12 protein-coding genes are annotated in these 13,067 nt (G+C 56.1%); 6 read left to right on the top strand and 6 right to left on the bottom strand.

Annotation, left to right across the window (positions count from 1 at the left end):
• The first annotated feature begins 109 nt into the window (after window positions 1-109).
• Together rpsO and PG871_RS02855 are read left to right on the top strand one after the other, a co-directional pair.
• The gene (gene rpsO, locus PG871_RS02860; protein WP_270725750.1) at window positions 110-379 is read left to right on the top strand and encodes a 30S ribosomal protein S15; all 270 of its coding nucleotides are present in this window, start codon (window positions 110-112) and stop codon (window positions 377-379) included.
• 158 nt (window positions 380-537) lie between these two features.
• Window positions 538-1,593 carry an AraC family transcriptional regulator gene (locus PG871_RS02855; protein ID WP_270725748.1) on the top strand — a complete coding sequence of 352 codons (1,056 nt, stop codon included), beginning with the start codon at window positions 538-540 and terminating at the stop codon, window positions 1,591-1,593.
• Window positions 1,594-1,703: 110 nt separating this feature from the next.
• Here PG871_RS02855 and PG871_RS02850 read toward each other — a convergent pair whose 3' ends face one another.
• Entirely contained in the window at window positions 1,704-1,970 is a 267-nt protein-coding gene (locus tag PG871_RS02850; RefSeq protein WP_270725746.1) for a glycine zipper domain-containing protein, read from the bottom strand.
• A 33-nt stretch (window positions 1,971-2,003) separates the two neighbouring features.
• Here PG871_RS02850 and PG871_RS02845 point away from each other — a divergent pair, with 33 nt between their 5' ends.
• A complete protein-coding gene (locus PG871_RS02845) occupies window positions 2,004-2,225 on the top strand; it encodes a hypothetical protein (protein ID WP_270725744.1) in 222 nt (73 codons plus the stop codon).
• Between the two features lie 19 nt (window positions 2,226-2,244).
• Here the strand turns inward: PG871_RS02845 and PG871_RS02840 are convergent, their stop codons facing one another.
• Window positions 2,245-3,036 (bottom strand): SGNH/GDSL hydrolase family protein, encoded by a 792-nt coding sequence (locus PG871_RS02840; RefSeq protein ID WP_270725742.1) that lies wholly within the window; start codon window positions 3,034-3,036, stop codon window positions 2,245-2,247.
• A 359-nt stretch (window positions 3,037-3,395) separates the two neighbouring features.
• On the opposite strand from PG871_RS02840, the gene pnp reads away from it, so the two are divergent.
• Window positions 3,396-5,528, top strand: a complete 2,133-nt coding sequence (gene pnp / locus PG871_RS02835; RefSeq protein ID WP_270725741.1) for a polyribonucleotide nucleotidyltransferase — start codon at window positions 3,396-3,398, stop codon at window positions 5,526-5,528.
• Between the two features lie 969 nt (window positions 5,529-6,497).
• Window positions 6,498-7,043: a hypothetical protein gene (locus tag PG871_RS02830; RefSeq protein ID WP_270725739.1), complete on the top strand. Its 546-nt coding sequence runs from the start codon at window positions 6,498-6,500 to the stop codon at window positions 7,041-7,043.
• A gap of 247 nt (window positions 7,044-7,290) precedes the next feature.
• Here the strand turns inward: PG871_RS02830 and PG871_RS02825 are convergent, their stop codons facing one another.
• From PG871_RS02825 to PG871_RS02815, 3 genes are all read right to left on the bottom strand, one after another.
• Window positions 7,291-8,859 carry a methyl-accepting chemotaxis protein gene (locus tag PG871_RS02825; RefSeq protein ID WP_270725737.1) on the bottom strand — a complete coding sequence of 523 codons (1,569 nt, stop codon included), beginning with the start codon at window positions 8,857-8,859 and terminating at the stop codon, window positions 7,291-7,293.
• On the bottom strand, window positions 8,856-9,167 hold the full coding sequence (locus PG871_RS02820; protein ID WP_270725735.1) for a hypothetical protein: 312 nt from the start codon (window positions 9,165-9,167) through the stop codon (window positions 8,856-8,858). Before PG871_RS02820 ends, PG871_RS02825 begins: the two co-directional genes overlap by 4 nt.
• Before the next feature lie 141 nt (window positions 9,168-9,308).
• On the bottom strand, window positions 9,309-9,956 hold the full coding sequence (locus tag PG871_RS02815; RefSeq protein WP_270725733.1) for a peroxiredoxin: 648 nt from the start codon (window positions 9,954-9,956) through the stop codon (window positions 9,309-9,311).
• Window positions 9,957-10,210: 254 nt separating this feature from the next.
• Here PG871_RS02815 and PG871_RS02810 point away from each other — a divergent pair, with 254 nt between their 5' ends.
• On the top strand, window positions 10,211-11,638 hold the full coding sequence (locus tag PG871_RS02810) for an aldehyde dehydrogenase family protein (protein WP_270725732.1): 1,428 nt from the start codon (window positions 10,211-10,213) through the stop codon (window positions 11,636-11,638).
• Between the two features lie 90 nt (window positions 11,639-11,728).
• Here the strand turns inward: PG871_RS02810 and PG871_RS02805 are convergent, their stop codons facing one another.
• On the bottom strand, window positions 11,729-13,066 hold the full coding sequence (locus PG871_RS02805; protein WP_443020458.1) for an ABC transporter permease subunit: 1,338 nt from the start codon (window positions 13,064-13,066) through the stop codon (window positions 11,729-11,731).
• Window position 13,067: the final 1 nt, after the last annotated feature.

Genomic DNA, 13,067 nt, shown 5'->3' with positions numbered 1-13,067 from the left:
AACCGGCCTATATCGCCTGTCTGCACAGGGAATCTCTGTGCAGACCTCTATGGACCTTGCTGGACGACATCCCGGCTTGCGCCCGAAACCTTTAGATTAGGAGACCCCGATGTCGATCACAGTTGAAGAAAAAGCCCGCCTGATGAAGGAATTCGCAACCAAAGAAGGCGACACCGGTTCGCCCGAAGTTCAGGTTGCCATCCTCACCTCGCGCATCAACACCCTGACCGAGCACTTCAAAACCCACAAAAAAGACAACCACGGTCGCCGTGGCCTTTTGAAAATGGTTGCTCAGCGCCGTAAGCTGCTGGACTACACCAAGGGCAAAGACGATGCACGCTATCAGGACCTGATCAAACGTCTCGGCATCCGCCGCTAAGACGCCCGATCATTCGGAATACACGAAACGCCTGCTCTCCGGAGCGGGCGTTTTTTTTGTTGCACTGCCCAATTCCGACGCCCCTGTCACAGGCATAGAAATCAACGGCGCAGTCGTCCATACTCAAAGACAATCGAAACGCAGTCCTTCGAGGCGACATGAAATCTGATACGCCAACACACAATGTGGTTTGGGCACAGGTCCTGCTGCAAAAGCTTGTTCAGGAAGGCGTTTCAGAACGTGACGCTCTGAAAGGGTTGGGTGTCAGTCCGAGCCAGTTCAATGATCCCGACACGCGTTGGTCGTTTGACAAGACACTGACTCTGTTTCGCAGAGCCTGCACCCTGACCCAAAACGACCTGTTTGGATTTGACCTTGCCCAGTCACCTGACATCGTCAAAAAGGCCGGGCTTTTGGCATATGTCGGCGTTTCTGCCCCCACCATTGGCGGATACCTAAGAAACATCACCCGCTTTCAACGAGTGCTCGGAGACGCCAGCAAATCAACCTTGGAAGAAGGCCCTGAGACATCCTTTCTGCGCTGGCGCTATGACGTGTCCACATCGAACCCAACCAGCCAATATGCAGAGTTCGGCGCCGTCGGCACCTTGTTCGCCTTGCGCGACTTCGCCAACCGTCAACTGTCCCCTCGTTATGTGCACTTCGCCCATGCGCGGAACTCAAACACCAAATCGTTTGAAATGTTCTTCGGTTGCGATGTCCTGTTCAGGCAGCGGGAAAATGTCATCGCATTCAAGTCCACTGACTTGGACGTGCCGCTCACAACCGCAGACGACAACCTCCAACGGACACTCTTGGCGATCTGTGAAACCACAATCGCCCAACTGCCACGGTCTCCCGACAGCATTGCGCGCAAGATCGAACAACTGGTCTCAGAACACCTTGCCTCAGGGATGGCCACTCAAGAAAAAATCTCCCGTGAAATCGGGATGAGCGTTCGCACCATGGCACGCAGGCTGTCTGAAGAAGGCACCACATTCGCAAAACTTGTAAGTGACCTCCGAAAGGCATTGGCGCGCGACTACTTGCTCAACAGCGACCTCCCACTGACCGAAATCGCGTTCCTTCTTGGATACAACGAGGCCAGCAGCTTCAGCGCCGCCTTTCGCCGGTGGTTCGGCACCACACCGCGAGATTTTCGAAAACGGAGCGAAGGCACGCCACTATCTGGCAAAACAACACCCCAAAGCTAAAATGCAACAAAGCCGGCAGGCGAAGCGCCCACCGGCTTTGAAGCAGAATGTCGAAGGCCTCCGACATCGGTTGGAAAGGAATACCCTTTCGAGCAAATTCTCTTCGTAAATTAGCGGTTTTTGGCTTTGTGTTTATTGTTGGAACGGCGGTCATTGTTGCGGTTCTTGTCAACCACGCCACTCAACGCGCCAGCAGCAGCCCCGATCTTCGCGCCGTCTTTTGCATCCCCTCCGGTGATCTCGGAAATGACCGCGCCTGCAACGGCCCCTTTGATGGCCTTTTTACCAATGCTACCTGCCTGAGCAGACATGGGGGCGGTCAGTGCCAAAGAGGCGACGATTGCGGCGATGGCAGTGGATTTGAATGTGTGTGTCATGGGGTCCAACCTTTTCTGACTTTGGCAACCGCCTTGGCTGCCTTCGATGAAAAGGAAATGGGAACTTTGCAAACCAGCACTTGCGCTTTTATGCCACCAACTTTTGAACGCGTGCCAATCCAAACAATCGGGGATAATTCCCGACGATTTTCGGGCAAACGCCAGCATTTGAAGGGCAGCGGGCATAATTGGCATTACCACGACCGGTCACACAGAAAAACGGCGCCCGCCCACGCAGCCGCCGTCAAAAATTGAAACCCCAAAGCGCTTGCCGTCAGCTTCCGGTTTCGACCTCTTGGATCACTGCCGCCACACGTTGCCCGATCTCGCGGCTTGCCTTGAGCGACGGGTGGATCATATCGACCGCGTGATAGCTCCGATCCCCGTGCGGGACCAAATCTTCAAGCGAGACAAAGTGCATTTCCGGCATGATCTGTGCCAGCTTGGCAATACGTGCCTCAAGGCGATCGCCTGCAGGTTTGCAGCCCTCAATCGGCGACCACGCGCCCGGGCTGCGCAAATAGCCGACATAGACGACCTTGGCACCCGTGCCACGCAAGCTGTCGACCAGATGCGGGATCGCGCCTTTGCGGCCATCCTCTGATATCATCTTGTTCATGCGGTTCTCGCAGGCACCACAGCCGCAGCCCATCCACAAATCATTGCCGCCGCCGTTCAACACCACCCAATCCCAGTCACCTTTGCGATACTGGTTGGCGATTTTCATCCCCATCGCCCCGGACACCGGCAATTTGTAGATAATGCGGGCACCGCTTATCGCGTGGTTTGCCACCGGCTCTTCTAGCGATTTGCCGACATGGTGCGCGATCGACCGGCCCGACACATTATGCCACGCCATTAGACTGTCTCCCATCGCGAGAATACGCGGTGATGCGTTGCGGCTCACTTCGGGTTCAACAACCGGCGTTGCGGCCGGCGTCGCCACAGGAATGTCTTCAATTGTGTTACGTGTTACAGGTTCAGAACACCCTGCGATAAACAAAAACGCGCCCATCAAAAGCGCGAGAATCAACGTACCGGGAATACGGACAGCGGGAACTTTCATAATAATACTCGCAGCATAGCGCCTTTTCTGGCGCACCAATATCTCCGCGCAGCCAGCCCCCACCGCCACACGATCACCGCCACACATTCGCCTTTTTTGCGCCCCAAATCTACCTCTGATTGGGAAACAATGTGTTCGCTAGCTGGAATCCGCCGCTGAAATCCGCCACTTTGGCCGCAACCCCTCAACAAATTTGGTTTCCAAACGCCTTGTTTTCCGGTATGCGCGCTCCATCTGAGACGTTGCGTCCCGACCCCGGCGCTGCAAATCAAGGATAGAGGGGTCGGCGGCAATGGGGCCGCCATTTCAAACGGGAGACCCGGGATACGCCTGGGAGTGCTCCCAGCTAGGAATCGTAAATGTTCGACGTATCGACAAAATCCATGCAGTGGGGCGAAGAAACGCTCACACTGGAAACGGGCAAAATTGCCCGTCAGGCTGACGGCTGTGTCATCGCCACTCTGGGCGAAACATCCGTTATGGCCGCTGTGACCTTTGCAAAGGCACCAAAACCCGGTCAGGACTTCTTTCCTCTGACCGTCCACTACCAAGAAAAATACTATGCCGCCGGTAAAGTACCTGGTGGCTTCTTCAAACGCGAAGCACGTCCCACTGAAAAAGAGACGCTGACTGCTCGTTTGATCGACCGCCCAATTCGCCCCCTGTTCGTCCCCGGCTTCAAACACGAAGTTCTGGTGATGTGCACCGTGCTGAGCCACGATCTGGTCAACGACCCCGACATGGTTGCGATGATCGCAGCTTCCGCGGCTCTGACCATCTCTGGCGCACCGTTCATGGGCCCAGTTGCTGCGGCACGTGTTGGCTTTGAAGATGGCGACTACATCCTCAACCCAACTGTTGACGACATGCAGGACCTGCGCACCAAGCCAGAGCAGCGTCTCGACCTTGTTGTGGCCGGCACCAAAGACGCCGTCATGATGGTTGAATCCGAAGCATACGAACTCTCTGAGGCAGAAATGCTCGGTGCGGTGAAATTTGCTCACGATGCAATTCAGCCTGTCATCGACCTGATCATTGATCTGGCCGAAGATGCCGCCAAAGAGCCGTTTGACTTCCAAGCGCCTGACTACAGCGATCTCTATGAGGCCGTGAAAGCCGCTGGTGAAGACCAGATGCGCGCAGCCTTCGCGATCACCGACAAGCAGGAGCGCACCGCCGCTGTTGCCGCTGCGCGTGACGCGATCAAAGCAGCCTTGACTGAAGAGCAACTTGCAGACGCCAACCTCGGTTCGGCTCTCAAGAAACTCGAAGGCGGCATCCTGCGCGGTGACGTTGTCAAAACCGGCACACGTATCGACGGTCGCAAGACGGACGAGATCCGTGACATCGTATGCCAAACTGGCCTACTGCCACGGACCCACGGTTCGGCTCTGTTCACCCGTGGTGAAACACAGGGTCTGGTTGTCACCACTCTGGGCACCGGCGATGATGAGCAATTCATCGACGCCCTGCACGGCAACTTCAAATCCAACTTCCTGCTGCACTACAATTTCCCTCCCTACTCGGTTGGTGAAGCTGGTCGCGTGGGCCCTCCCGGCCGTCGCGAAATCGGTCACGGTAAACTCGCATGGCGCGCCCTTCAGGCCGTTCTGCCAGCTGCCACCGATTTCCCATACACAGTGCGCATCGTTTCCGAGATCACCGAATCCAACGGCTCGTCCTCCATGGCGTCCGTATGTGGTGGCTCGCTGTCGATGATGGACGCAGGTGTTCCGCTGAAGAACGCGGTTGCCGGTGTTGCCATGGGTCTGATCCTCGAAGACGACGGCTCTTACGCGATCCTGTCCGACATCTTGGGTGACGAAGACCACCTCGGCGATATGGACTTCAAAGTGGCTGGTACCGAAAACGGTATCACATCGCTGCAGATGGACATCAAAGTCGCAGGCATCACACCTGAAATCATGGAAAAAGCGCTTGCTCAAGCCAAAGACGGCCGCATGCACATCCTTGGTGAGATGAACAAATCGATCACAGGTGCCGCTGAATTCTCAGTACACGCGCCTCGCATCGAGACCATGAACATCCCAACCGACAAAATCCGTGAAGTCATCGGGTCCGGCGGTAAGGTCATCCGTGAAATCGTTGAAGTGTCCGGCGCCAAAGTCGACATCAACGACGAAGGCGTGATCAAGATTGCATCGCCAAACGGCGAAGCCATCAAAAAAGCCTACGACATGATCCACTCGATCGTGGCCGAGCCAGAAGAAGGCGCAGTTTACACCGGTAAAGTTGTCAAAATCGTCGACTTCGGTGCCTTCGTGAACTTCTTCGGCAAACGCGACGGTCTGGTGCACGTATCCCAGATCGAAAACCGCCGCCTGAACCACCCTTCGGACGTTCTGAAGGAAGGCCAGGAAGTGAAAGTCAAACTCTTGGGCTTTGACGACCGCGGCAAGGTACGCCTGTCGATGAAAGTCGTTGATCAGGAAACCGGCGAAGAAGTCGTTGCTGAGAAAAAAGAAGACTAATCTCTTCTGACATCAATTTCAGAAAGCCCCGGTGGAAACGCCGGGGCTTTTTGTTGTTCTAAGGGGCAGAAGAATCGGCGTTGAAACTTCAAAGGAAGCAACCGCGCCCGACCCGTAGAACGTGCAGCGAGGCGTTCGCCCCGTTTGGAGGGCAGGTCGAGCGCTGCCAAGGCAAAGCTCTAGCGATAAGGGAACTCTTGATTGTTCTGGCCACATTGATTGTCTGCTCTGCGAGACTTTGCGCCATCTCGCTGCGGTTGTCACCAAGGTCGCTATATTGGCTGAGGTTTCTGCAATCGAACCTTTAATCAACGGCTGTGTCTCGCTCCGCACTGCGAAGCCGACTGAGTGTGACTGGTGTGATCCCGAGAAACGATGCTATAAAATAGTGACCAAATAGCTCTTCGTAGCGCGGAAAATTTTTGCGAAACCAGGCAAGGCGATCTGCGCCGCCAAGTGCGGCAAGGCACCACTCTCGGTCAACTTTGCGGGCCAACTCTTGTTGCAAAATGCCGTTTGCCCATTCTCGAATTGGCTCCGATGCCAACATAAGCTCAGTCAAAGCGCGGCTGTCCATTTGCGCAACCAGTGCATCTGCATTCACGTCTATTGAAACGAGCGAGGCACCATTTCTGGTTCTCGCGACATTTGGTGCGACCACGCATGGACCAGCGTGGAAGCCAACGCAAACGGCCCGGCCTTCGGTATCGGTGATTTGGCTCGTGGCGCGCCCATCAAGAATGATGTGTTCATATGGATCTGGTTCGCCTTGCGCCGCAATGCGACGTCCCTTTTCTACATATTCAACATTCCATGCTGCCGCGAACTTTCGCGCGGTAACTTTTTCCAAAGCGTTCGGGGGACATGTCAGATAAGTCAAAAGGTCCAAATCGAGAATTCCTTATCAAACGATAATGCCAGCTTTGCTCGCCCTCGGTACGACAGTGCGAATGGTAAGGAGAACAACCTATGAAAATGACGATATCAACCAACCAGTACGGCCGGCAAGCGGCACTCTTCGGTCTCGCTGCCGCCGCAGTCTATCTACTGATGATCTTTGGCACTCTGGCGCACATCGAGACTTTGTCCGGCTTGCGCCCTTTTGACATGCGCCCCGGCGGATATTCGGCTGAACTGGCAAATTCGCTGATCGACGCCTTGGGATCCTCTGGAAGGTGGTACTATCTCACGCGACAAATTCCACTTGATCTAATCTATCCCGCGCTGATGGCGCTGACCCTAATATCATTGTTCAAATGGCTTGGTTCACGAGACGTAAGTCAAACACTTGTCCAAGTTGGAACTTGGTTCGCTGTTGCGGCAGCCATCGCTGACTATCTAGAGAACGCTGGTATCTGCCTCATGATCCTGAGTTGGCCAGAAATATCAGCCAACACTGTCTTGGGGGCAAGTGCCGCTTCCATTGTGAAATCGGGATTAACGACGACTGTTGTCTTGATGGTTGTGCTTGGTGTCTGCTCTTGGGCGTTCAAAAGGAATCGTGCCTACGCCTGATCGACGCCTGCAGATAGTCCCATCCGCTATCTTAAACCTGACCTTCGCGGCGAAAAAAAATGCATTTTGGGCTCAAACCCGCCGCTCTCATATGCGGTCGCCCACCTCAAGAGATCGGGACCGCCGACCTCTTCTACCCAGAAAAAGCGCCGCCGGAGATTCCCTCCGGCGGCGTCAATCTTTATACTCTCTACGCAAGATCACGCCTCTCAACGATCACCTGTTCCAGCAGCAGACACCGCGACAGTCACGCAGCGCGTGTTGTCCGGAAACCGGATTTCGCAGGCTGCGCGCCGCCTTTTTCAACGACAAATCCGCTCAGCCCATCCACCAATTTCTCTACCGACGCATCCAAGCTGGCCGTGGATGCCGAGGCCTCCTCGGACCGCGCTGCATTGCCTTGGGTTTCCATGCCCAGCGTCTGCATAGATCCGCGAATATCTTTAACCGAATCGGCTTGTTGGCCGGAGATTTGTGCGATCTCGGTGATGTAGTCATTCACCTCATTCACTTCGCCCAAGATCGTCTCCAACGCCGTACCAACCTCGCGTACCAGCGACACGCCGACACCAACATGTTGATTGCTCTGGGTAATCAGCTGGTTGATGTTCTGCGCTGCTTCCGCAGACCGATGCGCCAACCCGCGCACTTCCGATGCAACGATGGCGAAACCAGCACCAGCTTCGCCCGCGCGGGCGGCTTCGACCCCGGCGTTCAGGGCCAATAGGTTGGTTTGAAACGCGATGTCTTCAATCAACGCAACAACATGGTCGATCTGGCTGGAGGATTGCTCGATCTCGTCCATCGTTTCCACTGCGCGGCGCACTACGTCTGTGCCGGTCTCCGTCACTCCGCGAGTGCTGTCAAAGCGGACCTGCATTTCTTCTGCTTTGCCGACGGCCACCTGCATGCCATCTGCGATTACTTCCACCGACTCGGTTACCCTGCTCAGAGCGTCTGCCTGTTTTTCCGTACTGGTGGCCACGCTTGCCGAAACTTCGGCCAGTTCTGTGGAATCAATTCCGATCTGGTGAGACACGGTGGTCACCGAACTGATGATGCCGCTCAGCGATTCAATGGCTGCATTGAAACTCACCCGCAGATCTTCGTATTCGGTGGCAAATGGCTCATCGATACGCGCAACCAGATTGCCTTTGGCAACCTTGGAGAGGCCAACGTGCAGCCGCTCTACCACTTCGTTTGCGGCTTTTTCTTTGGACTCAATGATCGCCTTTTCGTCGGACAATGTTGCCATGACTTCCGAAAGCCGCTCTTGCTCTTTGCTGAGGTCTTCCATTCGCATCACATTGCGTTTGACCCCGAAATACAGCGCTCCGGTTTCCGCAATCACCACGACGCCGTGGAACAACGACCGCATGATATTCTCAACCAAATCCAGCGACGGATACACCATGGCGGGCATAAGGAACGTCAGCCCGAGATGGTGAACCAACGCGACCACCGCAGCCGTAAAGATCGAAATCGGGCACAACATTGCGGCCGTGATCGGGATATACGCAAAAAAGATCATATGCGCGTCGATCTGCCAAGGATGGCCGGCAAAAGCTGCCACGATCAACGTCACCTGCCCAGCACCGGCCACAGTTGCGGCCATCCGGTGATGCAGACCTGATCCGCCCCTGTTCGCCCAAAACCCCAGGGCCAAAAAGACAACCGAAAGGATCGCAAAAGGTATCACACTTTTGGCAAGCAGCCCCGCCACACCTACCGCAACGATCCCCAGTATTAGGTTCGCCACCAACAGAATGGTCACGCCTTTTTTGCGAATACTAGCAAGGTCATTCATATCGTTCATGTCTTCACTCCACAGAGTTCGGCGATCGTGCGGCCATCCCATACAGCCCACGCGCCATTTGCTCTCAGGTTTTGTGCGAACTTCGGGTCATCCGAGTACCCCAAAGCCCCCAAGGGTGCGTTTTCCAACCCGATGACCGCGCCACCGGAAATTTCTATGATCTGCACAAGGTCCGCCCCCGGTCTCGCCACAACAACAACCGGCTTCGACACATCGACGGGGCCGGTTGCAACGGCCAGAATCGGCACCAGCAGCACACAAAGCGCCAGCGCCAAAACAGTTGGGAGATATGCCAAACCTTGTTTCATCAAACTGACACATGGCAGAGAGTCCTTGCCAGCGGATTAACGCTCATCGCCGCTTCGGCAATCCAGTTGAGGGCACAAAAAAAGCGCGCCTCACTTGGCGCGCTTTCTTGTTTCGTCCTGAATAAGTCAGGTTGATCGTGTCTACAGTTTTGTGGTGCGCAAATATGGGAAATGCGTTTTGAAACTGCCGTATTTCGCCGTCGCATCCGCGTCGCTGACGGCCACAGGGATCACCACGTCGCCGCCTGGCGTCCAGTTGGCTGGCGTGGCCACGTTTTCCTTGGTGGCGGTCTGCAATCCGTCCAGCGCGCGCAGCACTTCGGCAAAATTGCGACCCACGTTCATCGGATAAGTCATCGACAACTTTAGTTGTTTGTCAGGCCCGATGATGAACACCGCCCGCACGGTGGCACTGTCTGCCGGGGTGCGTCCGTCCGGCATATATGCTTCGGCGGGCAGCATATCGAACGCTTTGGACACAGCCAGACCTTCATCTGCGATGATCGGGAAACCTGCCTCTGTGCCAGCAAAGCTTTCGATGTCCTTCTTCCAGCCTTTGTGCTCCTCAACACCGTCCACCGAGACTCCGATCACCTTGGTGTTGCGCGCCGCCCATTCGTCAGCCAACTGCGCCACGGCGCCAAATTCGGTGGTGCAAACCGGTGTAAAATCTTTGGGGTGCGAAAACAGGATCGCCCAGCTGTCGCCAATCCAGTCATGGAAGGCAATCGTGCCCTGATCCGTTTCTGCTGTGAAATTCGGAACTGTGTCGTTGATTCGAAGACCCATGTCTCGCTCGCTTTCTGTGATCGGGGATACAAAGTCGTCAGCACCGGTCAAAAAAGGCTCAGACGATCTGCTATCCAAAAAACAATGATTGGTCGCTTTGCGACCTCGCACAGACTACATCCGTCGAATTTGAACACCACCCCAAGATGCATTCAATAATTTGATCATATCCTTCGTGACCGCGCGTCTCTTTCCCTTGCGGGCCTCGATTTGCACGGGCAAGGTGCCTGCAAAGATCGATAAGGAGAGACCCCATGATCGAGAAACGCGAATTTTACATCAACGGCCAATGGGTCGCGCCGGCAACGGCCAACGACATGACCGTCATCGACCCCGCTACCGAAGACGCCTGTGCGGTGATTTCCATTGGCGATCAAGCCGACACCGACGCTGCAGTTGCCGCAGCGCGCGTCGCTTTCCCGGCTTGGGCCGCAACCCCGCTGGAAGAGCGCGTTGCGCTGGTCAAAAAGCTGCGTGAAATCTACATGGCCCGCCGCGCCGATATGGCCGAAGCCATGCGCGCCGAAATGGGTGCGCCTATCGATCTGGCCAAATCCGGCCAGTGGGGTTCTGGCACCTGGCATCTGGACGGTTTCCTTGAGGCGCTCGAAGATTTTGAGTTTGAATACGCCATGGGCGCGGACCGCATGCGCAAGGAGCCCATCGGCGTTTGCGCGATGATCACCCCTTGGAACTGGCCGATGAATCAGGTTTTCCTGAAGGCGATCCCGGCGCTTTTGGTGGGCTGCACTATGGTGCTCAAACCATCCGAAATCGCGCCACTGTCCTCCATCGTTTTCGCCGAAATGATAGACGAAGCCGGCTTCCCTGCTGGCGTCTTCAACATGGTCAACGGCGACGGTGCCGGCGTAGGTTCGCAGCTCTCGGCGCATCCTGACGTGGACATGGTGTCCTTCACCGGCTCCACCCGCGCAGGCATCGCAATCTCCAAAGCGGCAGCGGACTCGCTCAAGCGCGTCAGCCTCGAACTTGGCGGCAAGGGCGCCAACCTGATCTTTGCCGATGCCGACGAAAAGGCCGTCAAACGCGGCGTGATCCACTGCATGCAGAACTCCGGTCAGTCTTGTAACGCCCCAACCCGCATGATGGTCGAAAGCAACCGCTATGCCGACGCCGTGGACCAAGCCAAAGCCACAGCCGAGGCCACTCAGGTCGGCGCCACAACCGAGTCGGGCCGCCATATCGGTCCCGTCGTCAGTGAACTGCAATTCAACAAAATTCAGGGCCTGATCGAAACCGGCATCAAAGAAGGCGCCACACTTGTCGCCGGCGGCCTCGGCCGTCCCGAAGGCGTGAACAAAGGCTTCTACGTGCGCCCGACGGTATTTGCGGATGTGACGCCCGACATGACCATTTACCGCGAGGAAATCTTCGGCCCCGTGCTGGCGATCACGCCGTTTGAAACCGAAGATCAGGCGGTCGAAATGGCCAACGATACGGTCTACGGCCTGACCAACTATGTGCAAACCCAAGACGACGAGAAACGCCTGCGCGTCGCCCGTCAACTGCGCTCCGGCATGGTGGAAACCAACGGCGTCAGCCGTGTGAACGGCTCGCCCTTTGGCGGCTACGGCCAGTCCGGCAACGGCCGCGAAGGCGGCACTTGGGGTCTGGACGAATTCTGCGAGGTCAAATCGATCTCCGGCGTGCCAATGGGCTAAACGACAGAACCTGCTAAAACGAATAACGCCGGAGGGTTCATCCTCCGGCGTTTCTTTTTCTCATCACGGGTTTTTCTTACCCCGCCCGGATCAGGCTTTGCCTTTCCAAGGCACGAGATACTTCTCGACCCAGCGCATCAACATATCGATGCCAAAGCCGATGATCCCGATCAGGATGATCCCCATCAGAACGATATCTGTGTCCTGAAATTTGGACGCAGCCACGATCATCTTACCGACACCTTTTTCAGCCGCCACAAGCTCTGCGGCGACAACCGTGCCCCAACAGACGCCCATCGCCACCCGCGCGGCTGTGAATATCTCAGGCAACGAGTTCGGAATGATCACGTGGCGCAGGATCTGCCGCTTGCTGGCGCCCAACGAATAGGCCGCATGCACCTTGGTGATGTTCACACCCGACACACCGGATCGCGCACCAATCGCCATGATCCACAAGGCGGCGAGGAACAGCAGGATGATCTTACCCTGCTCACCAATGCCGGCCCAGATGATCACCAGCGGGATCAACGCCAATGGCGGCACAGGACGCATGAACTCGACGATTGGATCAAACCAACCGCGCGCCCAATCGCTCAGTCCCATGGCATAGCCCAGTGGAATTCCCACCATAGCGCCCAGCGCGAAGCCCACGATCACCCGGAACAGAGAATAGCTCAGGTGCTCGGACAGCTTCACATTCTGATAGCCCTCGCGGCTTACCGATATCAGGCGACGCCACACACTTTCCGGCGCGGGCAACCAGATATCTTCCATCTGCATTCCCGTCGCAGGCGCAAAGTTCAAAGTGCCCTTGTCGGTCAGCGCAACAGAGCCGAACCCGACGTCGACATTTTTGGCCCGGCTGATCGACTGCCCGTCCACGGCAACAATTTTTGCGCCGTCATTTCGGGTCACCTCGTCATTGCTGTCCCACCGCAACAGCTTGCTGCGATAACTCTGCACGACGACGACATCGTCTTTGGCCAGACCTTCACCAGGCGCGATTTCTGGCGTGTCCGGCTTTTCGCCCGCTGGATGCACCACAACGGTCACTGTGGCATCGTCCGTGGCGCCGTCCTCGGTCTCCAATGTGTAGGTAAAGCTCGCCTCGCCGACAAACGGTCCGGGCGCGTGCAAGAAACGCGGCAACCATTCCGATCCGGTAAAACTGCCCCAGAACACAAAGATCAGAACAACAGAGATCACCGAAGCGGCCTTGTTGGACACCACGGCGCTTTCGTCGCCAAATGTCACTGTCTTGAGGGATGTGTAATCATGCACCGGCGTCAACTGGCGTTTGATCAGGTGAAAAATGAAAAAGGCACCCAGAATGACGCCAATATAGATCGCCAGATACGGCAAAGCCGAAACCACCGCGATTATTAGGGTGAGCAACTCACCACCAAGATCTGCAAAAGTCTGTCCCATC

Source organism: Shimia sp. Alg240-R146 (assembly GCF_947331465.1).
Taxonomy (GTDB): Bacteria; Pseudomonadota; Alphaproteobacteria; order Rhodobacterales; family Rhodobacteraceae; genus Shimia.
The sequence above is the reverse complement of the archived record's forward strand: the minus strand, read 5'-3'. Positions and strand labels throughout refer to the sequence as shown.